At 39.8% G+C, this 23,772-nt stretch carries 20 protein-coding genes, 1 tRNA gene and 1 pseudogene; 7 read left to right on the forward strand and 15 right to left on the reverse strand.

The features are described 5' to 3' along the window. Window positions 1–126 precede the first annotated feature (126 nt). From GTQ43_RS13495 to psbD, 4 genes are all read right to left on the reverse strand, one after another. The gene (locus GTQ43_RS13495) at window positions 127–564 is read right to left on the reverse strand and encodes an RrF2 family transcriptional regulator (protein WP_265273112.1); all 438 of its coding nucleotides are present in this window, start codon (window positions 562–564) and stop codon (window positions 127–129) included. A 502-nt stretch (window positions 565–1,066) separates the two neighbouring features. Beyond that, complete coding sequence (locus GTQ43_RS13500) at window positions 1,067–2,770, reverse strand: iron uptake porin (RefSeq protein ID WP_265273113.1); 1,704 nt, start codon at window positions 2,768–2,770, stop codon at window positions 1,067–1,069. Between the two features lie 906 nt (window positions 2,771–3,676). Next, the gene (locus GTQ43_RS13505; RefSeq protein ID WP_265273114.1) at window positions 3,677–3,958 is read right to left on the reverse strand and encodes a 4a-hydroxytetrahydrobiopterin dehydratase; all 282 of its coding nucleotides are present in this window, start codon (window positions 3,956–3,958) and stop codon (window positions 3,677–3,679) included. 660 nt (window positions 3,959–4,618) lie between these two features. Continuing rightward, entirely contained in the window at window positions 4,619–5,674 is a 1,056-nt protein-coding gene (psbD, locus tag GTQ43_RS13510; RefSeq protein WP_012409998.1) for a photosystem II D2 protein (photosystem q(a) protein), read from the reverse strand. Between the two features lie 356 nt (window positions 5,675–6,030). On the opposite strand from psbD, the gene GTQ43_RS13515 reads away from it, so the two are divergent. The 6 genes from GTQ43_RS13515 to GTQ43_RS13540 all read left to right on the forward strand — a co-directional run bounded on the left by GTQ43_RS13515 (window position 6,031) and on the right by GTQ43_RS13540 (window position 9,976). Further along, window positions 6,031–6,303, forward strand: a complete 273-nt coding sequence (locus GTQ43_RS13515) for a hypothetical protein (RefSeq protein ID WP_012410874.1) — start codon at window positions 6,031–6,033, stop codon at window positions 6,301–6,303. Between the two features lie 13 nt (window positions 6,304–6,316). Next, complete coding sequence (locus GTQ43_RS13520; RefSeq protein ID WP_265273115.1) at window positions 6,317–6,994, forward strand: ABC transporter ATP-binding protein; 678 nt, start codon at window positions 6,317–6,319, stop codon at window positions 6,992–6,994. Window positions 6,995–7,292: 298 nt separating this feature from the next. Then, window positions 7,293–7,844: an NYN domain-containing protein gene (locus GTQ43_RS13525; RefSeq protein ID WP_265273116.1), complete on the forward strand. Its 552-nt coding sequence runs from the start codon at window positions 7,293–7,295 to the stop codon at window positions 7,842–7,844. A 144-nt stretch (window positions 7,845–7,988) separates the two neighbouring features. Further along, window positions 7,989–8,060, forward strand: a tRNA-Asn gene (locus tag GTQ43_RS13530). Between the two features lie 308 nt (window positions 8,061–8,368). Beyond that, window positions 8,369–8,518, forward strand: a complete 150-nt coding sequence (locus GTQ43_RS13535; RefSeq protein WP_265273117.1) for a hypothetical protein — start codon at window positions 8,369–8,371, stop codon at window positions 8,516–8,518. 336 nt (window positions 8,519–8,854) lie between these two features. After that, complete coding sequence (locus tag GTQ43_RS13540; protein WP_265273118.1) at window positions 8,855–9,976, forward strand: acyltransferase family protein; 1,122 nt, start codon at window positions 8,855–8,857, stop codon at window positions 9,974–9,976. 429 nt (window positions 9,977–10,405) lie between these two features. Here GTQ43_RS13540 and GTQ43_RS13545 read toward each other — a convergent pair whose 3' ends face one another. Then, window positions 10,406–11,248 (reverse strand): M56 family metallopeptidase, encoded by an 843-nt coding sequence (locus GTQ43_RS13545; RefSeq protein ID WP_265273758.1) that lies wholly within the window; start codon window positions 11,246–11,248, stop codon window positions 10,406–10,408. Further along, entirely contained in the window at window positions 11,248–11,667 is a 420-nt protein-coding gene (locus tag GTQ43_RS13550; RefSeq protein ID WP_265273119.1) for a BlaI/MecI/CopY family transcriptional regulator, read from the reverse strand. The genes GTQ43_RS13545 and GTQ43_RS13550 overlap by 1 nt, the downstream gene beginning before the upstream one ends. A gap of 316 nt (window positions 11,668–11,983) precedes the next feature. Here GTQ43_RS13550 and GTQ43_RS13555 point away from each other — a divergent pair, with 316 nt between their 5' ends. Next, entirely contained in the window at window positions 11,984–12,724 is a 741-nt protein-coding gene (locus tag GTQ43_RS13555) for a 2-phosphosulfolactate phosphatase family protein (RefSeq protein ID WP_265273120.1), read from the forward strand. Window positions 12,725–12,759: 35 nt separating this feature from the next. Here GTQ43_RS13555 and rfbD read toward each other — a convergent pair whose 3' ends face one another. From rfbD to GTQ43_RS13600, 9 genes and pseudogenes are all read right to left on the reverse strand, one after another. After that, entirely contained in the window at window positions 12,760–13,635 is an 876-nt protein-coding gene (rfbD, locus tag GTQ43_RS13560) for a dTDP-4-dehydrorhamnose reductase (RefSeq protein WP_265273121.1), read from the reverse strand. A gap of 36 nt (window positions 13,636–13,671) precedes the next feature. Then, window positions 13,672–14,217 carry a dTDP-4-dehydrorhamnose 3,5-epimerase gene (gene rfbC / locus GTQ43_RS13565; protein WP_265273122.1) on the reverse strand — a complete coding sequence of 182 codons (546 nt, stop codon included), beginning with the start codon at window positions 14,215–14,217 and terminating at the stop codon, window positions 13,672–13,674. 164 nt (window positions 14,218–14,381) lie between these two features. Beyond that, window positions 14,382–15,458 carry a glucose-1-phosphate thymidylyltransferase gene (locus GTQ43_RS13570; protein ID WP_265273123.1) on the reverse strand — a complete coding sequence of 359 codons (1,077 nt, stop codon included), beginning with the start codon at window positions 15,456–15,458 and terminating at the stop codon, window positions 14,382–14,384. A gap of 91 nt (window positions 15,459–15,549) precedes the next feature. Continuing rightward, the gene (locus GTQ43_RS13575; RefSeq protein WP_265273124.1) at window positions 15,550–16,626 is read right to left on the reverse strand and encodes a glycosyltransferase family 4 protein; all 1,077 of its coding nucleotides are present in this window, start codon (window positions 16,624–16,626) and stop codon (window positions 15,550–15,552) included. A gap of 17 nt (window positions 16,627–16,643) precedes the next feature. Continuing rightward, window positions 16,644–17,828, reverse strand: a complete 1,185-nt coding sequence (locus tag GTQ43_RS13580) for a glycosyltransferase family 4 protein (RefSeq protein WP_265273125.1) — start codon at window positions 17,826–17,828, stop codon at window positions 16,644–16,646. A 62-nt stretch (window positions 17,829–17,890) separates the two neighbouring features. Continuing rightward, a pseudogene (locus GTQ43_RS13585) lies at window positions 17,891–18,184 on the reverse strand (GDP-mannose 4,6-dehydratase); the annotation flags it as partial. 60 nt (window positions 18,185–18,244) lie between these two features. After that, on the reverse strand, window positions 18,245–19,168 hold the full coding sequence (locus GTQ43_RS13590) for a glycosyltransferase family 2 protein (protein WP_265273126.1): 924 nt from the start codon (window positions 19,166–19,168) through the stop codon (window positions 18,245–18,247). Window positions 19,169–19,381: 213 nt separating this feature from the next. Next, entirely contained in the window at window positions 19,382–20,578 is a 1,197-nt protein-coding gene (locus GTQ43_RS13595; protein ID WP_265273127.1) for a glycosyltransferase family 4 protein, read from the reverse strand. Between the two features lie 17 nt (window positions 20,579–20,595). Further along, window positions 20,596–23,745, reverse strand: coding sequence for a glycosyltransferase family 4 protein (locus GTQ43_RS13600; RefSeq protein ID WP_265273128.1), 3,150 nt, complete (start codon window positions 23,743–23,745; stop codon window positions 20,596–20,598). Window positions 23,746–23,772 lie beyond the last annotated feature (27 nt).

Below are 23,772 nucleotides of genomic sequence, written 5' to 3' on the forward strand. Positions count from 1 at the left end.
TTCCCTACAAGGTAATCAGGTTTCAAAGCCTCTTGACCTTTCGGGAGAGAGTTTTGAAGAGGGTTGAGTGGTATATTTTACAACTTCCAAACATCCTCTAAAGGTCAAATGAAAAATGACTTATGACTAAATGTAGTACATGATATCGAACTGCCGCCGTGAATCTCGTTTTTCACAAAGATCCTGGAGTGTATATTTTTGCAACACTGAATTTGCTGCGCGACTTGCTTCTTGCCAGATTTCTTCTATAACCGAACTGTCTACCGTTTTGGAATTAACCTTTTCTTCGCTAGTTTGCGTCTCTAAGCCTTCTAAACATTCCAAAATCTCAAAAAGGACGATTTTTCGGGGTTCTCGCGTTAAAAGATAGCCACCTTTTGACCCTCGCTGACTCTTGACTATACCCCCACGCCTCAAGGTTGCTAGTAGCTGTTCCAGATAGCGATCGGGTATATTTTGTTGTGCTGCAATTTGTCGAATTTGCAGAGGTTCGCCGCTTCCGTAGTGAGCAGCCATCTCTAATAAGGCTAAAATTGCGTATTCCAATTTACAGGATAGTTCCACAAGCAGCAATAAGTTAAAAATTAACAGTTACAGTTATACCAATTTGAAAAAACAATGTGACAAATAGACCATTTGTAGAGACGCGATTCATCGCATCTTGACTCAAGGATGTGTTGCAATCAAATTAATTGAATTGGTATTAGGAGTTAAAAACTATAGCGTTTCTTAATCACATGAGGTACATCATAGCCCCCTCTCTGCAAGCGATGAGGGGTTGGGGGTGGGTTCAGTACCTACTCAACTGAGAATTGCTATAAGAGTTAAGAGTAGAGACGCGAGTCATCTAGTCTCTATTGGAGTTAAAAGTTAGAAATTAGTAGGACTTACGCAAAACTTTAGCCAGCCACAATTCATAACTCTTAACTTGACTGAAAACTCCTAACTTTTATAGTATACTCCGGTTCTATGCTGGGGTTTATTTATTGCTGCTACTGAAAACAAAAAACCCCGCCTGATGACGGGGAAAAATTGAGTTAAAAATTTTCAGTTGATAGTTAACAATCTAGAAGGTGAAAGTTGTTCTCAGTGTACCGATAATTGCATCGTCGTTAGCACTACTCTGACCAGGAGAAGTCAACCAGATTACGCCAGGAGTGATAGAGATGTTATCCGACACACGATACTTGTAGAAGCCTTCAAAGTGATAGGGTATATCACGAGCACCTGCTTGGAGTGAATAGGGTTCTGCACCAGCAAAAATACCTAGAACGTTACCCTTCTTACCTAAATCAGGTAAAGCTACTCCAACTCCATAAGTCCAAACTTCCTTATCATCACCTGCACCGAAACCTGCGACATCGGTATAAGCGACGAAGCCGCTAAGTGACAGTTTGTCACTGGGTCTAAAGGCAACCGACGCACCGTAAGAATTAGTTGAAGATCCATTTGTGGTACTTAGAACGTTAGCTTGTCTAGTACCTACTGCAAAGTTTCCAAGAGTTCCGTCTGATGTTGAGCCGGAGTTGAACAAGAAACCACCTGCACCAGTATACCCATGAACATAGGTAGCAGCTAAAGCGACGCGATCGCCAACACTAAAGTTCAACTGTCCTAAAGCAGCATAGTTACCGTTGGTCAAACCTTGATTAATACCAGGATTATTAGCTTGTGATGCCAAGTAACCAGCAGTGATTGAACTACTTCCTAGGATACCGCCACCTTTACCTAAAGGCAGATTCAGTGCTATACCAGCACCACCACCAATCCGATAGATGGGGCTTTCAGAAGCAAGAGTGGACAAAGCTCCGTTACCGCCATCAGTATTGTCGAAAAAGTAAGGGTTGTTGACAGCAGCATACTGGCTGTGTCGTCCGCCACTAGCTGCAAGGTAAACGTGGGCTGGGCCTATGGGAGCTTCATAGGTCAATCGGTCTATGCTGACGCTGTTGTTACCATTACCAGCACCGACTTGAAATGTTTGTCTACCTTCAGCACCACCATTACTACCATCTATTGCAAAGGCTTGTGCATTCCCGGCAGCTAGACGGGTGTGTAAAACGTCTCTACCCGTGAAGCTGGTTTGCAAGTCTAAACGTACCCGATCTTGGAAGACAGTATTATTGTTGTTACCATTCCTACCTCCAAACACATCAGTAACGCCAAAAACGGCTTCACCGACTAGTTTTGTGGTGGTGGAGAACTGATTAGCTTCCAATTCAGCGGTCCGTGCTTCTAAGGAATCTACACGACCGCGTAGAGTTGCTAATTCTGCGGAAAATTCTTCTTGTAACCGTTGCAAGGTAGCTAAATCTTGTTTAGTTACCAAGTCAGCTGTTGCTGTGGCAATTAATTCGTTAACCCGATCCAAACAGGCATTCAAACCAGCAGCAAACTCATAACGGGTCAAAGCACGATTCCCGCGATAAGTAGCATTGGGATAACCTGCAATACAACCATAGCGCTCAACCAAGGACTGCAACGCTTGAAAGGCCCAATCGGTGGGTTGTACATCGGAAAACTGAGAAACCGATGTTACTTGAGACTGAGAGTTATTTTGGCTGCCTTCGTTGCTGTAGCGATTAACTTGATCTATCGTTGTTTGAGCCAATATTTCTGGCTGCTGGACAACTTCAGTTACACCTGCTTGTTTGGCTGGCGATACTTCAGTGGTTGTGTTTGGAGCCGCAATTGCTGTTGTCGAAACTAACAATGTTGCTCCCAAAACTGCTGGGCTAACCACTAAGGATTTCCACAATAGATTAGACATCTTTTCTTTACTCCTCACACCTTGTTTAGACAATTGGTTTCGTTACACCTAATTCTCAAAAATGCGACATCTCATTGAAACCTGTGGATGAGGCATAGTTGCCACTACTACAATTTTAGTTTTTGCAAAGCTAATAAACGATTAACTTAGGGTTAAAAACTTATGTGATTAACTTATGCAAAAACATATCTTTATATCATAACATTATAAAACATCCGATCTAGATGGCAAGATTGGAGCGATCGCCTTAAAAACTGTCACACTATAGTTATCTAAATATCTAAGTAGGGAGTATGGTTTAGGTCATTCGCTCCCGACCAGGCTAAATTGCTGAAAGCTTTAGATACTACTTAGCCCCAATATAAAAAATCGCAGATTCGGTTAGAACATACTGACTCTGTTATGCAAAGGTAGACAAAGCCTTGTCACCGGGTAGTTGCCTGGTATTTTTGAAATAAACCAAAATTTAGGAATCAAAGTTTTTGAAACCCGCACACTGCAAAATAGAACCCTTATCTTCAGTCTTAGAGTACTCCAAGTAAAAAAATGCCCAATTGTCATTGCGAGCGAAGCGAAGCAATCCCAAGGGCTGTGATTGCTTTGCTTCGCTCGCAATGACGGGTTTTGGATCATTTATTTTTTGGAACACTCTTAAGTAAGTTTTGGGATACTTAAGACTATAGGCAGGTATTTGTCTTTGGAAATTTCCAAGAAATAAATTATCTTAAATAGTTCAGACAGAATTAATTAAACGATGTCATTGCAAATGAAGCGTACCCCTTCAAGAAAGGAAGCTTTGCGAACGCTTTGCTCGCAATTACAGTAAATATTTTTGTCCGACTACTTATTTTATAGAATGGGCAACATCCAGTCGACTGGTGCAAGATGTCAGAAGACATCACTTAGTTAGTTGATTCGGGAAATCGCGTACGCTACATCAAAGTCTGTCTGTGTCAGCCCACCTGCATCATGTGTTGTCAGTATAATCTTCACTTTATTGTAGGAAATCTCTATATCTGGATGATGTGCTGCTGACTCAGCCGGCTCCACCAGCTTATTTACAAACTCAATTGCTTGGATAAAATCTTGGAATGTACGGGTAATCTCCAACTTGGAGTTTTCAACAGTCCAACCGAACAGAAGCTTTGCCTGTTCTTGAATTTCCACTTCGGTGAGTAGTTGTGCCATGTCAAAAAATTAAATTCCTAATATATGTTTTTTACACTCAGACTTGGTAGATAGACGGTATTTATCGCATCCGATCAGACCGAAGCATTGATGCCAGATATTTTTATTTTTTATAAAACTTAAACGCTTTGCCTTTGCTTGCCACAGGCATCGTCATCCAAATTTTCAAAAGTTACCTACAAAAAAACTATCCGCCCTGATTTAGATCAGATGACCTAAGTCAGAGCGGTCTAGCGGGTCTTCAGGTTGCAACCAGACTGCCGGAAGGAACTCCGAGCTTGCCTAGCTACTTGAGCTAACTTAGTATCTCAAAGATAACTAAGGCTAACTTTTAGAGAACAGCCCCGGCACACAGCCGGCTAACTGCAACCTGATGACCCATGCATTTACTACTTTCTATCATGGGCATCACCTCCTTATTGCCTAAGCGGTCTTAGTTTTAAAAGGGCAGAGTTTTTAATCTGGGTTTATAACCTTCATCTAACATAACATATAAATTTAGAGATATTAACCATATAAAAAAAATCTCCCACCTTTTTGTGGGAGATGACTGGAGAATATTGACACTTTGTTGGCTGATGCCAAGAAGATTATTTAATCTGGCTGATGTCAATTTTTGGCAACCACAACCTTGATTTAAGTCATGGTCAGCTTTTAAGATTAGAGAGCGTTACCACGAGGTAGTACTTCTTCTGGAAATACAAATTGTTCGTGGGGTTGATCTTGAGGAGCCATCCAAGCGCGGATACCCTCATTCAGCAAAATGTTTTTGGTATAGAAGGTTTCAAACTCTGGGTCTTCCGCCGCCCGTAATTCTTGGGAGACGAAATCATAAGCCCGCAGGTTGAGCGCTAAACCGACGATGCCGACGGCGCTCATCCATAAACCTGTAACTGGTACGAACAACATGAAGAAGTGCAACCAGCGCTTGTTTGAGAAAGCAATCCCGAAAATCTGTGACCAGAATCGGTTTGCTGTCACCATTGAATAGGTTTCTTCCGACTGGGTGGGATTGAAGGCGCGGAAGGTGTTAGCACCATCACCGTCTTCAAACAAGGTATTTTCAACTGTGGCTCCGTGAATGGCGCATAAAAGCGCACCACCCAATACACCCGCAACACCCATCATGTGGAAGGGGTTGAGTGTCCAGTTGTGGAACCCTTGCAGGAATAGCAGGAACCGGAAAATTGCTGCTACGCCAAAGCTGGGTGCAAAGAACCAGCTTGATTGTCCCAAGGGGTACATCAGGAATACGCTGACGAATACTGCAATGGGAGCAGAGAAGGCGAGAGCGTTATAAGGACGGATTCCTACTAGACGGGCAATTTCAAATTGCCGCAACATGAAGCCAATCAAACCGAAGGCTCCATGTAGTGCCACAAATGGCCACAAGCCACCCAATTGGAACCAACGGGTGAGGTCGCCTTGGGCTTCTGGCCCCCACAACAGCAATAGGGAATGTCCCATGCTGTCGGCGGGGGTGGATACTGCCACTGTCAGGAAGTTAGCACCCTCTAGGTAGGAGGAGGCTAATCCGTGGGTATACCAAGAGGTGACGAAGGTGGTGCCGGTCAGCCAACCGCCTAGTGCTAGGAAGGCGCAGGGGAATAATAATATCCCTGACCAACCTACGAATACGAAGCGATCGCGCTTGAGCCAGTCGTCTAGAACGTCAAACCACCCTCTACTGGGCGCGCGTCCAACTGCGATGGTCATTACAGCAAATCTCCAAATAGTTTATAAGTACAGGTTGTATCTGTAATTATAGATGGCTATATTAAGAGCCTTCCATAAGCAGAAAGTTAACCAGGTTGTTAACCAAGTTTACAATTTTTTACACACCTCTAATCATATTAGGGGTAAATCGTTAATTTTTCTAGGTGTTTTGTAATAAAAATTAATTTTTTATCTAGATGAGGTAGATAAAGCAGGGGAGCAGAGGGGAAAGAGGTAATTTGAATTCTCCCCCTTGCTCCCTGCACCCTGCCCCTCTACCTCTTCCAATACCCATTTCCCTAGAATCAGTCAGCTGACGCTAAAATGAGTCCACAGTTAAATTTGATTATTGCTAAATGTTTACCATCGATTTAAGCATCAGAAACACTGCTTTCCCTATCTCGGTACAACGTAAGTCAGCAGAGGATGCTGAGGCTGTGTATCAGCTAATTTTGGCAGCAATCCGTTCTGGGAACCCTGACATTGTAGAACTCAAGTGTGAGGGCAAGACAGAGAAAAAAATTGCTGTCCGCGCTAGTGAAATTTCTGGGGTGCAGATTGTTCAGAAAGATGGTACAACCCCAGGTGGTGGCAGACCACCAGGATTTTTTGCTGTAGCTGCTGAGTAACCAAGGTTGACAAATGGCTCAAGTGGGCATTGAGGTCAAGGATTTAAATTTCAGTTGGCCGAATGGAGAGAAAGTTATCAAATCTTGCTCTTTAGAAGTACCCAAGGGTGAGTTTTGGATGCTCTTGGGTACAAATGGCAGTGGGAAATCAACGTTACTTAGACTACTAGCGGGGCTATTAGCTCCTGAATCTGGGGAAATTGGGGTTTTGCACCCCGTTGGCTTTGTCTTCCAAAATCCAGATCATCAACTGGTGATGCCAACAGTTGGTGCTGATGTGGCTTTTGGATTGGTGGAAGAAAAGTTGCCACCTGCTGCGACTAGAGCAAGGGTTGAGGAGGCGCTAGGGGCGGTGAATTTGCTTACCCTGCAACGACGACCTATTTATGCACTCTCTGGGGGACAGAAACAACGAGTAGCGATCGCAGGTGCGATCGCTCGTCGCTGTGAAGTCTTATTATTAGATGAACCCACTGCCTTACTAGATCCAGATAGCCAGTTAGATTTAGTTGCTAGTGTCCGTCACCTTGTCAAAAGTCGAGGGATCACAGCCCTGTGGGTGACACATCGATTAGATGAGTTAAATTACTGTGACGGCGCTTTTTTGCTAGAAAAAGGCTCTCTGGTAGATAGAGGTGAAGCCCAACGCCTTAAACAACGCCTGATGGAGGTACACAGCGAAGCCTCTTAATTGAGTTCCCAGTCCTAAGTGCTGAGTGCTGAGTGAGATAAAAAGTACTTTCACATTTTGTACATACTCCACTTTTTATAGGTGGTTTTTTAACTCAGCACTCTTAATTTTCACTACTACTTAAAAAGCGCCTTTGTTTAAAAGGCGCTTTTTAAGTTTGTGCGTCTGTATTAAGTTGTAGTTTTGTGAGGCTACCGTATTTTTTATTCTATGTAGCATAGTGCTACAGACAATGCATCAATTATTATAAAACTTATGAATGAATTTTGTTAACTCTAGAAAATTGTGATTAAAAACCATGTCCCGTTCCTTACTCCAAGCCGTTTTGTTAGTGGACGGCTACAACATAATAGGCGCTTGGCCTTGCCTTAAAAAAACACGTGATAGTGTTGGACTAGAGGCAGCACGGGGCGAACTTGTAGAAGCGATGACTGGTTATAGTGCGTTTCAAGGTTACACAACTCAGATAGTTTTTGATGCTCAATATCAAAATTGCTCTAGTAATAAAGAAATTATTACTGAGCTTTTATCTGTTTATTACACTGATTTTGGGCAAACAGCAGATACTTATATTGAAAAATCCTGTGCGTCTATGCGCCAACAAATAGCCCAATCTTTAATTTCTCGTGTGATTGTTGCTACATCAGATCGGGCACAGCAGTTGATGATACAGGGGTACGGGGCTGAATGGTTGTCGGCACAACAGCTATGTGGCGAAGTGGAAGCTACCATCTGCCGGATGCGACAGAAATATCATACGCGCAAACAATCTAAGAGTAGGTTTTTAGCTAATGCTATTGACGCTAAGGCGCGGCAGCGTCTGGCTGAATTACGAATGGGATTACAGTAAATATCTAGTATTTAAGAGTCTCTGCTTAAGTTTTTGAATGGATTTTGGCTGTAAAAATTATCTAAATTAAGTATCTAAAAAAAATATTGGCGAAAGTACTTGCCAAATACTATTTTTAGCCCTAAGATTATAAATCGTGAGTGGTCCTCAGTAGCTCAGTGGTAGAGCGATCGACTGTTAATCGATTGGTCGCTGGTTCGAATCCGGCCTGGGGAGTTTAACAATTTTATATTTGAGGTTTTGGATTCTAGATTATCTGTTAGTAATCTATGGTCACTTGATCCAAGGGTCATGTTTCTGAATCATGGTTCTTTTGGTGCTTGTCATAAACAAGCGCTGGAATTTCAACAATGTTTGTGTAGATGCTACACCAGTATGAGTATTTGGCAAAGGTTCTAATAGGGTTGCTCTCAGATTAATCTAGTTTCAGGAAACTGGCGATCGCACCAAGGGTCTGTTTTACACTTGGTGCTATTCTTTTAGGTGGTTGCACTTAAATTGCTGAAACTAGGATAAGGTTTTACATGGCTTCTGAAGCGCTGCCTGACAATCTTTTTATGGCTGCGGGGATGATTGAAGATCCCAGGCTGTTTGTTGGTCGTAAAGATGAATTAAACGCGATCGCATCTCGGATGAAGGGCGATCAGCCTACAAGTAAGCTAATCGGCATTTAACTTGCATCATCAGAACGGGCAAGATGGCCATCCCACAAGACATCAATAAAATTTTAATATGTAAATTAGATATCTTTTAGCTTATCAATATACTTGGTGAGAAGCACATTGGTAAATCTCCGTTGCTGGATTATTTCTTTTGGACTTGGGAGCAGCCAGTATTACACAACACTAATCGTTATGTGCATGCCAAAATTTTGTCTGCATAAATATATCAAAAAAATTGTAAAAAAAAACAGAATATACTGTATAAATACGGTATATCAGATAACTTCTGGATTATTTATCTCACAAACTATTCAGCTTATTTGGTCGCACCATCAGGAGTAAAGGATCTTGCAAAAACCATTAACATCTTCCCCTGAAAGTAATCCAGAGACTTCGTCCGGTGCAAATAATGCACACTCAAAATTCTATATACCATCTCTGGATGGGCTTAGAACTGTTGCTTTCCTAATTGTTTTTTTAGCCCATACACAAGTTGCTAAATTGATGTTTCTCGGGAAGTTTGGCGTAACAATATTTTTCTTTCTCAGTGGCTACTTAATAACCACTAATCTCAGGCGAGAGTACGATCGCTATCAAACTATTGATTTTAAGCTCTTTTATACAAGACGAATCCTGCGTATTTGGCCATCATTTTACCTAGTGTTGTTCTTAGGGACTGGCTTAACTCTCTTAGGATTTATTCATGGAAAAATTAATTTATCAGCGTTCTTGTCTCAGTGTCTACACTATTACAACTACTATTATATTTTCTATCCCAATGGAATTACTCCAGGTAGTGGGGTATATTGGTCTCTCGCTGTCGAAGAACACTTCTACTTGCTTTTCCCCCTGCTTTATGTAGCTCTACGTAAACTGCGTGTAACTCGACGTAGACAAATGCTAATTATTTGGGGATTATGTTTAGTGGTCTTAGTCTGGCGGTGTCTTCAGGTTTATGCTTTTGGAACATCTACAGATAGTATGCATTATGCAACAGATACTCGGGCAGATAGTATTCTATTCGGTTGTGCATTGGCAGTTAACAATAACCCGATGTTGGATGAACAGCATTATTCTAAAAAAATATGGAACTATTTCTTGCTGCCTATAGGAATAATCTTACTCATTTTTTCATTTTTATATCGCTCACCTGAGTTTCAAAAAACCTTTTGTTACACTATACAGGGAATTGGGTTATATCCAATCTTTATTACCGCTATTCGCTTTCCCAATTCGGGATTATTCTCTTTATTAAATCTAAAATGGATGCGTTTTTTGGGTGCGCTATCTTACTCGTTATACCTTGTCCATCATATCGTGATTTTTATTGTTCAGACTTATTTACCCCAATTGCATAAAGTTCCCCAAGCAGCAATTAGTCTATTAATTTCTTTTGGATTAGCATATACAATTTACCAGCTTGTAGAGTTGCCATTGGGACAGCTACGCAAAAAGTTTTCACGCGCATAACATGGCACAAAAAAACCACCCCCTAGAGGATATTTTAAAAGTCCTCTGGTCGTTTTAGATCCCCCTAAATCCCCCGATAAATTGGGGGACTTTGATTCTTCCCCATTAAAAAGGGGGGGGTAGGGGGATAAACAAGTGCCTAAAATTACAGCCAACCACTTTTAAAACATCCTCTTATGGTTGGCTGTATTTAATTTTGAATTTTCAATTGATTCATTCTTTTTGGTTGTCGCCTAGAATAACTGTATCAAGTCATCAATGAGGATTGCGATTGTATTCCAAGGACTTAAACGCATCATCTCTTCCACTTTTCCACAACTGGATTTGAGTGCTGAACAAGTCTTGGCAGTACGGAATTCAGTAGTGCTGAGTGCAATTATTACTTTTTTACTCAGCACTCAGCAGTGTTTCGGTGAACTTAAATTCAATTTAACTATGAAATATTACAGCTACTAAAGGTAGCAAAGCCAAAAGAAAACCATGCCAGGAATGCAATTGAGATTCTTGGGTTGGTTCTGGTGGTGCTAATAAAGCTTCGATTCTCTGTTCTAAGCGATCGCCTACACCAGAGGAACCCAATCCAGCACAGCAAATTTCTGATAATACTGGACTGGTACTAACTACTAATAAAAGTGATTCCGCTAGCACTAGAGGGTCTACTTGCAAGGCTGCATAACCATCGGCACGGAGTTCGCGCAAAGCTAATAGTTCTTCCCACAAAGGATTTGTATTCGGCAGCCAGGCGGTGCAGAAACGCACCCAACCTAGCCAAAAAAACCAAAACGTATCCTTATAATAATGATGCCCTTGCTCATGGGCTAAGACGCTTTCCAAATGCTGTGGTGAGAGAGTTTGCACTAATCCCTGGCTAATAACAAGTTCTGGTTGCCAAAAACCAATTTGACCCGCAAACAACGCGCCCGTTTCCAGCAGTCTGGCTCGTTTATCCCCCAAATTTACCAGAGGGCAGTTACGCGCAGATTCCACAGACTGCCAACCTTGAAAGGCAAGTTTAATGCATGAAATGGCAAAAAATGCTAAATAAATTAATGCTAATAAATAGCTGACTGAGCCTGTATACATTCCGCCCATTTGTCCTTGAGGTCCCATGAACAGCACAGCGATCGCAGTCATGACAATTAACAAGGGCGGGAAGAGAAACAAAAATAGCGATCGCTGCCACCGCAGATTCCAACTAGCTTGGGGTTGATTCCAAGAGGATCTTAAGCACCAGGCAACTGCCAAAGCAATCAAAATCATTATGAGATGCATCATTTTTCCTCCCTGGCTTGGCGTGCTGATTGAATGCGTTTGGCGATCGCTGCTATTTGCTCACTAGCTGCTTCATCTAGGCTATCGGCAAAGGCTGCAACTACATCGGGGTTCCCCACTGCCAGAAATCGCTGTAACTGCTCGTGAGCTTTGATGACATCTGATTGCTGTTTACTCAGCATTGGCCGCCAATAAAATGCCCGCTCTTTTTTGTCGCATGCCAGCCAACCTTTCTCAGTGAGGCGACGTAAGACTGTGGTGACAGAAGTATACGCTAATTCGCGGTTGGGATCGGTCAAAATGCGATCGTGGACATCCTTGACTGTGGCTGAACCCAGTTCCCAGATGATATTTAAAATTTCCGCTTCTAACGGGCCTAAAGATAGTTGTTTAGGGCGGTAATCGGGTAAAGGTGCCATAGGGATTTTGAAGGGAATGGGGCATGGGGACAAGGGAGATGAGGGAGCAGGGGGAGCAGGGGAGAAAGAATAAATAACTAATGCCCAATGCCCAATGCCCTATTCCCTTTATTGTTTTACATTACAGGATAATGCCGCAAGTCTAAAAGTCTATAAGCATAAAAATGGACTTTTTGAGTATTTATGTATTGAATAGGTTACATAATGCATTCTGATGCTAAAAAAATCTCTGGGAGTAATTGTAACTATAGTTAGTGACACCAACTGGGTAGAATGTTATTTGCGGCAGTTGTATTAAAGCAGGTGTATCCAGCGCGTGAAGCTATTCGTATACCACACTCCTGAATTGACTCCAACGGGTAAAGCGCCAGAATGTGCGATCGCAGTCGATGTATTGCGAGCCACTAGCACAATTGCGACAGTTTTGGCAGCTGGAGGCGAAGCTGTACAAGTATTCAGCGATTTAGACCAGTTAATTGAAGTTAGCGAAAAATGGCCCTCTGAAAAACGGCTACGGGCTGGAGAACGCGGCGGCGCAAAAGTACCTGGCTTTGAGTTGGGTAATTCTCCCCTCGACTGCACGCCAGAATTAGTTGCAGGGCGGCGGTTGTTTATCAGTACCACTAACGGCACTCGTGCCTTACAACGGGTACAAGACTCGCCAAATCTCTTAGCAGCAGCCTTGATAAACCGGGCGGCGGTGGTGCAATTTCTTCTAGAAAAGAAACCAGAGACAATATGGATTGTCGGTTCTGGTTGGGAAGGTAGTTTTTCTTTAGAGGATACAGTTTGTGCGGGTGCGATCGCTCATAGTCTTTTAGAGCAAACCAAGTTGTCACCAGAAGAACTAGCTGGTAATGATGAAGTAGTTGGTGCGATCGCTCTTTATTCTCAATGGCAAGATAACTTATTGGGATTATTCCATCAAGCTAGTCACGGTCAACGATTGTTGCGTCTTGACTGTCAAGAAGATTTAAAATATTGTTCCCAAACTGATATTTTAGATGTTTTACCCATACAACATGAGACGGGAGTTTTAAAAAGTCAAAGGAAATAGGGAGTAGGGGATAAGGAGAATTCATTCCCAATTCCCTATGCCCTATCTTTGAGCATTTGTCGGAGTCTTTGTCGCCAATGGGGGGGATAAGTCTCCAGAATTGCCGAAATTTTTCCACAAGCAAGCACAGAATAGGCTGGGCGACGTGCTGGTGTGGGATATTCGGCAGTTGTAATGGGGACAATACGTTCAACTTTTAAAGGGAAGTCTAGCTGTTGGGCTTCTTCAAAAATGGCAACGGCAAAGTCATACCAGCTAGCAACACCGCTATTTGTGTAGTGATAAGTGCCGCTAATTTCTGGGGTTAACTGGGGAATCATCTGGGCTATGACTGTTGCTATATCTTGCGCCCAAGTGGGGCTACCAATTTGATCGGCGACAACACGGATTTCTTGGTGTTCTGTACCTAGTCGCAGCATGGTTTTGACAAAGTTACTTTTGCCAAAGGTTCCATAAACCCAAGCAGTACGGAGGATGAGGTGATGGGCGCAAGTTTCCCGTATTGCTTCTTCTCCAGCGAGTTTGGTTTTACCATAAACACTCAAGGCATTAGTCGCATCGGTTTCCTGGTAAGGGCGATACCCATTACCATCAAAAACGTAATCGGTCGAAATATGAATTAGAAAAGCCCCTAACTTTTGGCTTTCTTGGGCAATAATTAGGGGTGCAGTAGCATTAATAGCGTTAGCTAGTTGTGGTTCGCTTTCTGCTTTGTCCACAGCAGTATAAGCAGCAGCGTTAATGATGATCTGCGGCTGCTTTGCTCTGATAAAGTTGCGGAGAGTATCGGGTTGAGCAAGGTCTACTGCTGGGCGTGCTACTGAGATAATATCGCCATAAGATGGAAGTATTTGTTGCAGTTCCTTACCGACTTGACCATTGCTACCAATCAACAAAATTGATTTACTCATCCTAATTAGTTCTCGAACTTAACGCAATCATCAAGCTTAATCAAATACTTCAGCAGTCCTCAAAGGTTTCCCAGCTTGGTCTTTAGCCGATAAAATCGGTGTAGCACTCACGGGCCAATCTATCCCTAAATCTGGATCGTTCCATAAAATTGTGCGATCGCCTTGGGGTGCGTAGTAATCTGTAGTTTTATAGAGAACTTCGGCTACTTCTGAAAGCACGAGAAAGCCATGAGCAAAGCCTGGTGGTATCCACATTAAATATTTGTTTTCAGCACTGAGTTCATAACTTACCCATTTTCCGAAGGTAGCTGAACTTTTTCTAATGTCTACGGCTACATCAAAGATAGTACCAGCAACACAACGAATCAGTTTACCTTGGGGTTGTTGGATTTGGTAGTGCAATCCACGCAGAACGTTTTGCTTAGAACAAGAGTGGTTATCTTGCACAAAGTTTGCAATAATACCAGTCTCTTGAGCAAATTTTTGGTGGTTGTAGGATTCAAAAAAGAAGCCGCGATCGTCTGCAAATACTTGGGGTTTGATTTGTATAACTTCGGGGATTTTGATATGTACAATGCTCATTAAAATAATTCGTAATAGAGCCTCCGGCACGCTACGCAAACGTAATTCGTAATTCGTTTAGAGTAATGTGTCAGAGTGTTAATTCTGAAGGTAATTTAATGCTTGTATTTTACAGCTAGCAGGTAACACTTCGACCGTGGCTTTTTCTGTTTTTAAGAACTAAATCACGTTAATTCAATTTGACAGTCGTCGCCAATTAGAAATCGCAAGGCTTTGGGGCGACGGGGTGCAACAGTCAATTGTGCCCGTTGTCCAATCACACTATCGATAATGCGCTGATGGATTCCGGCAATTTTCGCACCTTCTAAAATCACACTGTGTTCTAAATCAGTATCAATAAGTGTGGCATTATTAGCAATACTACTATAAGGGCCAATAAAGCAGTTTTCTAAATAACAATTGCTACCAATGATTACTGGCCCCCGAATTGTGCAGTTAATTACTTGAGATTTTGCACCGATTTGGACTCGTCCAATAATCTGACTTTGGGCATCGACTTCGCCGACAATGGATTCTGTCAAATAGGTATCGAGAATTAATCGGTTAGCTTCTAATAAGTCATCTTTTTTACCAGTATCTAGCCACCAACCTTGGAGATTGTAAGCTAAAACTTGCTTTTTCTGATTAATTAGGTATTGAATAGCATCAGTAATTTCTAGTTCGCCTCTGGTGGAAGGTTGGATATTTGCGATCGCATCAAAGATCAGGTGAGAAAAGAAATAAACCCCTACCAATGCCAAATTTGAAGGCGGAACTTTCGGTTTTTCAATTAACTGTAACACCCTCCCTGTTTCATCTACCTCAGCCACACCAAAGGCGCTAGGGTTTGCAACCGAACGCAAGAGAATCAAAGCATCTGGCTGTTGTTGGCTAAATTGTTCCAGAAAGTAGCGTAATTCACCTAGTTGAATCAGGTTATCGCCCAAGTACATGACAAAGGGGGAATCTCCTAAAAAGGGACTGGCGATTTGAACGGCGTGGGCAAGCCCCAGTGGCTGATCTTGGACGATGTAGGTGATGTTCGCTCTAAAGTATTCTCCATTTCCGGTTTTTGATTGGACTTCTGCCCCAGTTTCCGGGCTGATGATGATGCCAATATCAGTGATACCAGCAGCAACCATTTCTTCAATGCCATACCATAAAACTGGTTTATTAGCAACTGGTACGAGTTGTTTTGCTCCGCTATAGGTAAGGGGACGGAGACGTGTACCTTTACCACCAGAGAGAATTAGTGCTTTCATCAGGATTTTGGATTAGTTATTAGTCAAGATAATCTGAAATCTTGACAAAATCCCAAATTCTTACATCCAAATTCTGGTGTTAGTTTATCTTTTATAAGTAGCGGGATAAAACTTCGCTGGTTGCTTTTCCTGTTTTTTCCCAACTGAATTGTTGGGAGTGAGCGATCCCTTGACTAGAGAGGCGCGATCGCAACCCCGAATCAGTTGCGATCGCCTGCATAGCCTCAGTAATTTCTCCTGTGTTGTAGGGATTAATCAGAATTGCTGCATCTCCAGCCACTTCTGGAAGAGAGGAGAGATTGGAGGTAATGACAGGAGTACCACAAGCCATTGCTTCCAGAACTGGTAAACCAAAACCTTCCCAGAGACTGGGGAAGACAAGTGCGATCGCTTGATTGATGATTGTTGGTAATTCGCCATAAGGTACATAGTCAAGGAATTTTACCTGATGAGTTATACCTAGTTCTTCTACTTGCGCCTGCAAAATTGAGGTGTAACGAAGATCAGTCGGACCCGCTAGCCAAAGTTCATAGTCACCACTGTTTGGTAATGCAGCAAAGGCGGCGATAAGTCTGTTCAGATTTTTGTAAATGTCTTGACGACCGATGTAGAGAAAGTAATTACGGGTAGGGAGGTTGAGAAAACGAAAGTGATTGCGATCGTGTGCCAGAGGTATAGGAGTAATTTTGCTAGTTGGAATTTGGTAAAAATCAATAATGTCCCTAGCAGTAGCTGAGGAATTACAGATAATATGTTGCGCCTGGTTGAGTACTTGGGGAACGTAGTAACGATGGTACGATGTCAACCGTGAAAAGCGTTTAGGAAAGCGCAACGGTATCAGATCGTGAGACATCACCACAAAACGACAGTTGGTATAAATGGGCGCTTCTGGCAAAGGGCAAAATAACAGATGCGATCGCAAATCCATAAATATTTGCGGCAGTTGAAATTGCGTCCAAATCAGGCGGCGAAAATGCCCTTTTGTACCTTGAGCAGGAGTAAGATTATCGGGTACTAGATAGCAGTTAAACTCTGGGTAATTTTTGGCTGTTAATAGAGTAGGTTGAAGAAATTTCAAATAAGGAACAAGATTATCAGCATAGTTGCTTATGCCTGTTGGTTTTGATAATAAAATGGATAAGTTAATGATTAATTGATTTGCAGACATATTATTTACTATATTCATTAAATAATAGTTCTATAAGCTTCTAATGTTTCTTTTGCCGTTCTTTCCCAAGAAAATAATTTTGCTCTTTCCCTACCCTTACTAATTAATTCTTGGCGTACTTGAGAATCACTGATGACTTTCAGAATAGCTTCAGCCAGTTGAATAAAATCACTAGGGTCAATCAAAATAGCAGCATCTCCTGTAACTTCTGGTATTGAGGAAGTATTAGCAGAAACAACAGGTGCGCCTAGTGTCATAGCTTCTAAAATGGGTAGACCAAATCCTTCATAGTAAGAAGGATAAACGAAAACATCGGCTTTGGAGTAAAATAATGCTACCAATTCATCAGATAAGTAGTCAAGATGATGAATTTGGCTTTTCCAAGGTGAACTCTCAATATCCACGAATATTGGTTCGTAATTCCAACCTTTTTTACCAATTAATATTAATTGATGATCAATTTTATATTTTTTCTTTAGTAAATTAAAAGCAGAGATGATAGCATTAATGTTTTTCCTCGGTTCTATTGTACTAACAAAAAGTAGATACGGTTTTGAAAAGTCGTAATTAACCTGCTTTTCTAAAGCCTGAATATTTTGTTCACCAGATAAATAATCAGTATGGTAACGACTAGCTAGAGGAGTCACATATACTCTTTCTGGATCTATTTCTAAATAATCAATAATGTCTTTTTTAGAGCTTTCTGAAATTGTTAAAACTAAGTCTGTCCATTGCAAACATCGTTTGACTCTTTGTGTATAGGTTTTTACAACTGAATCTATATAATTTGGATATTTAATAAAAGTCAAATCATATATATTCATGACCTTTAGGCTATTATTACAAGGATAAACTGAATAATTTGTTCCATGTAATATATTTGGATAATCAAAACATTGTTCAAAGTAATTTTTAAAGTAATATAGCAATAAATCTGAAACGGGAGTTGATGTAAATAATAAATCTGAGACTTTCACAAATATAGGCAGTATATGAATGTGAGAATACTCGTTTAGACAATCAGGTACAGTTTGTTTGCCTAAAAGCCAATTTTTAAAGCCTCGTTGATAGGCAATACTCAGTTGAAATTCTTCTAGGGATTGCAAAGCATTAAGTGAGCTAATTAAATTAGCAACATAAAAGCCAACCCCAGTCGGTTTTGTAAATACTGGGGTTGCATCAATTACAACTTTTAGTACCAAAATTTTTAGGCTCCACCGTTGCTCAATTTTTTTAGATCATAATCAACCATTAACTCGACCAATTACTCAAAAAAATGCTAAGGCTCACAACCTAACTCCGTCTTAATTTTATTAATGAAACCAACTAATTGCACTGATTCATCAGGACGATAAAAAGCAGAGTCAACTGAGACATAATGCCAGTTTAGACAAACGCAGTTTGCACACTCAACGAGTCCTTTGACAGAGTGAGTTTCACTACTGGGGATGATATAGTCATCAGGCTGTGCTTGCTGCAACATCAGCCACATAGCGTAAACAGCATCCTTGGTATAGCAGCAGTCACGACAGGCATCTAGGTTGCCTAATTCTAATTTAATTTATAGCATACTAATAAAAAAAATATAAAGCTTAATCTAATAGCTTAACCTCATAGTTTAATTAGATTTTTTACTTTCTAATAATTGCGTTTGTCTAAACCATGACCACTGTGGAAAGAACCACCAAAATAACATTTTTATGAAAATCTTGGGTGAAATCAATTTTTGCCAACGAGAAAAGCTCTCGAAACTATTCCAAATCAATACCTTAGTAAACTCTTTAATTTGAGTATCATCAAACTTATCAAGATTTGTAGTTTCTTCAACTTTTATTAACGCGTATCCCATAATCCAATTATCTGGAACAGTACCAAATTTATTTTTTAGCATTTCATTAATTTCATAATGTGCTGGCAATCTTTTACTTAAAGTTTTGTTGGTACTATACATACGAGAACCTGCCAGTTTTCGCGGCACATATTCAAAATTAATATATTTTCCACAACGTAACCATAGCTCATAATCCATACAATACTCTAATTGGGGATTTAAATTGCCAAAATTTTCAATTAAGCTGCGTCTAAAAAACACTGCCGGCTGGCAAATGTAACAAGTTTCAATTAATCGCTTGTAGTTCCAAGCTTCTGTAGGGTAGGGATAAAGAAGATCATCTGATTCATCAATCCAGTCAGCATTACCATAAACAACTTCTATTTCCGAATCAGATTCAAATATCTGCTTAACTGTTTGAAATGCTCCTGGATAGTAAATATCATCGGAGTTAATCCAGGCAATAATATCACCTGTCGTCATTGATATACCCTTATTGACAGCATCAGATTGCCCCTTATCTGCTTCTGATATCCAGCGTATTTTTTGCTCATATTTTTGCAATATTTCTAGTGTTTCATCATCACTTCCTCCATCACACACGATGTACTCCATATCTTCTATATTTTGAGATAAGACACTCTGTATAGTTCGCTCTATGAAACGACCTTGACGAAAAGAAGGTGTAATTACACTAAATCGTAAGTTCATATAGGTAGGATTATTATTTTATTTTATGACTTACGCAAAACTACACCCTGTAGGGGCAATTCATGAATTGCCCCTACCGTAAAATAAGGCTTTGAGCTATTGTTTGCGTAAGTCCTGTATTTTTGAAAAACAGATATATTTGCCACCTGACATGATATGCGTTAAAGTCCGAGCATATTTAGTAAACTTTAAATCAGATTCCTATACTATTTTTTATGACACTGCTAATTCAAATATCTTGATATAGTGTTTTGCCATTTCTTGCCCATTAAATAGTTTAAGTCGTTCCTTGCCTTTGTGGACTAATTGAGCGGCCAAATCAGTATCATAACTAATCCTGAGCAAACAACTTACTAAATCGTCAGGACTATTGGGGTTAAAGTAGAGAACGGCATCTCCTCCAACATCTGGTAAGCTGCCAGCATTGCTACACAGAACGGGTTTACCAAAATACATTGCTTCTAAGATGGGGATGCCAAAACCTTCGTAAAGAGATGGAAAAACTAAGCATTTACAGCCACACCAAACGGCTTCTAAGTATTTTTCATCTAAGAACCCTAAGAAATGGACATAATCACTGAGGTTAGCGTCTGCAACTTCTTGACGAAGTTGATCTTCTTGCCGTTTCAAATCTCCTGTAAAAACTAAATCTAAAGGTGAATTGAGACATTTCTCTCTATAAATTTTGTAAGCTTCTAAAAGCAGACGATGATTTTTATGTCGCCAGTAATTTGCTGGATAGAAAGCATAACTGTAATTTACTAATCCCAATTCTAACAAATACTGGTTAGTTATTTCTTCGTTTAATCCATTCCAACGATCTTGGATAGATATAGGAATAACTACAAGCTGATCATCGGAAGCTTTTAAATGTTTAATTAGAGAGTGGCGACAAAATTCAGATATACAAATAATTTTTCGTGCTTTCTGAAGAAGATTATTGAGAAATTTGGTTCGGTGTTGTTGTTCTGTAAGTTCAAAAAATTCTGGATGATCAAGATGTTGTAGATCATAAACAATCGCTACAACTGGAATGTTGCTTTCGGCAAATGTGGGTGCAGAAAAGGGACAGAATAATAGATTAATATTATGATTTTTTAATAATGATTTTGAATAAGTTAATCTAGCTAACTTAAATTTAAGTCTTTTCCAAAGGTTTTTCAGTTTCTCTCTATATTTTAGTGAATTAGTATCTTCAACTAAGTCAGCTAATAAAAGACGCTGAGTATTTTGATTTTCGTACTCAGCTAACTCTAAGTGATTCCAAGGTGCGGTTAATAGTAAGAATTGGCAATCAGAAGCTAGTTTCTGCAATTGACTTAGAAGGTTTAGTACCAGTATCTTTGCTCCGCCATTTTTACCACCAGGGGATAAAGGAGTTAAATCTATAGCAATTCGTAGTTGAGACATCAATGCTTTTCACTTATTTATTCATCAATTGGCAAACCAACTGAACTCTTAAATCGAAACCATAAAATTCGCAGCTTCCAAAACTTACTGCTTCGCATCGCTGCAATAGTAGCGTAAGCTTGTTCTAATTGTATATTACTCGGCTGACTGAAGTTGACTTGTGATTCAAAAAAATCTACTGGCAAACCCAGGAACTTTTTTAGTTTAAACCAACCTGTCCGCAATTTCCAGAATTTACTGGTTTCCATAGCATCAATTAGAGCAAGAGCTTGCTGCAATTGAGCAGAATAGGGAGATTGAGAGATAGATTCAACTGGGTTTTGAGAGATAGATTTAACTGGGTTTGCTCCTTGTTGTAACTGATATTGTAAGTTTTGAAGTTGAGCTTGTAAACTACGAAATTCTTCCCATAGTGATGGAATAGCTGAAATATTTTGCTTTTGAATATTTTGAGCAGTTTGCATCAATACTTCTGCTACTGTTTCTGCCATTTTCGACCAAGAAAATTTCTTAGCTTGCTCTAAACCAGCACTTACTAATGAGGAGCGAATATCAGGATGTTGCACTTTTGATAATGCACTCACTAATTCATCAATATTATATTCACTTACATAAAGAACTGCTTCACCACCAACTTCAGGGATAGAAGAATTACGACAGGTAATGACTGGACAACCACAAGCCATTGCTTCTAAAATAGGCAAACCAAATCCTTCATATAGAGAAGGATAAACTAAAGCAACAGCACCAGAATAGGCAGCTTTTAATTCTTCATCTGATAACTTAAGCATATAAGTAGAAATATCAGGAACTAAGTTTGCCATTTCTGGCTCAAGTTGAGTATTAGAACCCACACACACAATAGCAAAATCATTCTGATTAGGTAGTTTAGAAAATCCCTGAAAGGAATAACGTGCATTCTTGTAGCCATCTAAACCAATCCGCGCTCCAACTAATAGAAAATATGGTTTGTTAAGATTGTATTTAGTTCGGAACTGAGTAATTTTTTCACAACTCATTACTTGAAAATTTTCTGCTAATCCACAGTGAGCAACCTTGACAGAATCAGGTGATATATGAGGAAAGAACCTGAGCAAATCACGGGCAGTATTTTCTGAAATTGCTACATAAGCACAAGCGTGTAAAATTCCATAGTGTTTCTCTTTCCACATTGACTCATTTAAATTAGCATTAATTACCTCTGGAATCATATCGTAAGCCATGAATACAGATGGAGTCGATATTGGAGTTGTGTAATAAGTTGATACAAGTAACTGAATTCGCTGTTGATCGCATATTTTTTGTAGCATTTCGCTATCAGTAGCAGTTTTACTGTATTTATATCTACTGATCTGACAATAACGAATACCCGGAATTATTGGAGCTGTTCCATCTCTGTCCAGAAAAACTATTTGCTTTGCAAACCCACTATTTACCCATTCTGCCAAAAGACATTTCCATACAGTTGGAATTCCTCCAGTTTGAAAGAGCTGAAATACTACGCCATCAATGGCAATTATTGGGGATATATTTTGAATTTTAGATGCTGCTTGTTGGATTTCCTCTGATGATAAAAAATACCAATTATTACTACTAGGTTCTTGCTTGGCAATCGGCACTACACCGCAAGATTCTGCCATATCCACCATCGTTTTATCTTTTACCCAAGCGAAATACTCACTAAGAAATAGAGGAAATCTACCCTGCGTCTGTAGTTTTAACCATTGTGACTCTGCATTTTTATAGCCATAGTAAATTTCTTTAAATTTTAATTGTTGTGGAATAACATAAGCATAATGATGAAAAACTAAACCTTGCTTTTCAGTTTCTTTATGTAAAAAAGGATTGATACTAGCTATATCCTTTGTTTTTCCATTAATTAAAGTTTCAACTAATTTAGGAGGTTCGTGGGCAGCCCAAATGTAACCAGGCTTAAACCTCCAGGTTCTTAACCATTCTTGCTTAGGGTTTTGAGTATGACAATTCCGCGTACTGATAATAAGTTTTTCCCCAACAAAATACCAACACCAATAAAATGCAGCACTTTTTTCAGGATGTTCAATAAACATTTGCTGAACCTTGCAAATTTGCTCAAAAGTCCACAGTTCATCAACATCCACTTGCCATAATAAACACTCTTCTGAAATATTAACAAGAGGAGCATTAACCATTTCTCTTTTACCATCCCAGAATATCCCTTCAGGTTTCCGATAGACAGTAATATTGTTAGGGTATTGTTGAGCTAATTTGTCTATATATTCTGTTGTCCCATCTTTACTACGACCTTGATAATGCATAACATCCGTTACTTTACCTCCTAAACTGACACTCCATCCTGTATCATGCTTTAATTCAGCAACACCTTCAACAATATGCCATTGCCATTTAAAAGGAAGTTGTTTAAAAATATCAATATGATATTCAATGAAAGGTTGCCCATTTAAAACAATTGTAAAGAAGTGAATAGGTAACTCATAAAAAATAAAGCCCACACCCTTTTTCTTGAAGATAGAATATCCATTTCTTAATTCAAAATTTTTACGTACTAGAATATAGTTTTCATCATCTAACAATCTATGATGGGCTTCATAATTTTTAAGGCTATTGATATCATCTAAAATGATTATTTTTGCACCATATACTTCATCAAGTTCAATGTTTCCAGTAAATTCTGAACCATCTATCAATACTAGATCGAAATAATCAATATTATTTTCTTCTTTTATTTTTCTTATTCCGTTACCTGAAACACTACTACTTTTTACATAATCAATATCCTGGTGCAACCATCTTATAACTTCATCCAAAGGATAGTTATTGAGATTAGTTTTATGTTTACGGTAAAAGTTAATTACATCTTCCTCACTGGGAAAATCATCAATATCAATTGATGATAAGTTATAACACTTCACAAAGTCAGCATAGGAATAGGTTTGCTGTAGTACTGAAAACCGTACTTCAGAAACCTCCATACAATAAAGTAAAGGTTTTTTTGGATTTTTTCTTATTCCTTTAACAAAGGCTTCTGTACTACCGCTTCCTGACGAAGAACCAATTTCAAGGATATTGCTGATTTGTGCTTCAGCAGCAATTGCTTGAATTGTATTGTATAGCTCGTCATTTTTGATTTCAGGATCAATTAAAGAATTAAGTTGTGAATCTTGCATTTTTTTCTTATAGTTTAGACAAAGTTT

It is taken from the genome of Nostoc sp. KVJ3, assembly GCF_026127265.1.
Lineage (GTDB): Bacteria > Cyanobacteriota > Cyanobacteriia > Cyanobacteriales > Nostocaceae > Nostoc.

What these genes read in the sequence shown, in the direction of transcription:
- GTQ43_RS13500 (WP_265273113.1), bottom strand. Translation starts at nt 2,770, where the DNA reads ATGTCTAATCTATTGTGGAAATCCTTAGTGGTTAGCCCAGCAGTTTTG.
- GTQ43_RS13505 (WP_265273114.1), bottom strand. Translation starts at nt 3,958, where the DNA reads ATGGCACAACTACTCACCGAAGTGGAAATTCAAGAACAGGCAAAGCTT.
- psbD (WP_012409998.1), bottom strand. Translation starts at nt 5,674, where the DNA reads ATGACCATCGCAGTTGGACGCGCGCCCAGTAGAGGGTGGTTTGACGTT.
- GTQ43_RS13515 (WP_012410874.1), top strand. Translation starts at nt 6,031, where the DNA reads ATGTTTACCATCGATTTAAGCATCAGAAACACTGCTTTCCCTATCTCG.
- GTQ43_RS13520 (WP_265273115.1), top strand. Translation starts at nt 6,317, where the DNA reads ATGGCTCAAGTGGGCATTGAGGTCAAGGATTTAAATTTCAGTTGGCCG.
- GTQ43_RS13525 (WP_265273116.1), top strand. Translation starts at nt 7,293, where the DNA reads ATGTCCCGTTCCTTACTCCAAGCCGTTTTGTTAGTGGACGGCTACAAC.
- GTQ43_RS13535 (WP_265273117.1), top strand. Translation starts at nt 8,369, where the DNA reads ATGGCTTCTGAAGCGCTGCCTGACAATCTTTTTATGGCTGCGGGGATG.
- GTQ43_RS13545 (WP_265273758.1), bottom strand. Translation starts at nt 11,248, where the DNA reads ATGCATCTCATAATGATTTTGATTGCTTTGGCAGTTGCCTGGTGCTTA.
- GTQ43_RS13550 (WP_265273119.1), bottom strand. Translation starts at nt 11,667, where the DNA reads ATGGCACCTTTACCCGATTACCGCCCTAAACAACTATCTTTAGGCCCG.
- rfbD (WP_265273121.1), bottom strand. Translation starts at nt 13,635, where the DNA reads ATGAGTAAATCAATTTTGTTGATTGGTAGCAATGGTCAAGTCGGTAAG.
- rfbC (WP_265273122.1), bottom strand. Translation starts at nt 14,217, where the DNA reads ATGAGCATTGTACATATCAAAATCCCCGAAGTTATACAAATCAAACCC.
- GTQ43_RS13570 (WP_265273123.1), bottom strand. Translation starts at nt 15,458, where the DNA reads ATGAAAGCACTAATTCTCTCTGGTGGTAAAGGTACACGTCTCCGTCCC.
- GTQ43_RS13575 (WP_265273124.1), bottom strand. Translation starts at nt 16,626, where the DNA reads ATGTCTGCAAATCAATTAATCATTAACTTATCCATTTTATTATCAAAA.
- GTQ43_RS13590 (WP_265273126.1), bottom strand. Translation starts at nt 19,168, where the DNA reads ATGAACTTACGATTTAGTGTAATTACACCTTCTTTTCGTCAAGGTCGT.
- GTQ43_RS13595 (WP_265273127.1), bottom strand. Translation starts at nt 20,578, where the DNA reads ATGTCTCAACTACGAATTGCTATAGATTTAACTCCTTTATCCCCTGGT.
- GTQ43_RS13600 (WP_265273128.1), bottom strand. Translation starts at nt 23,745, where the DNA reads ATGCAAGATTCACAACTTAATTCTTTAATTGATCCTGAAATCAAAAAT.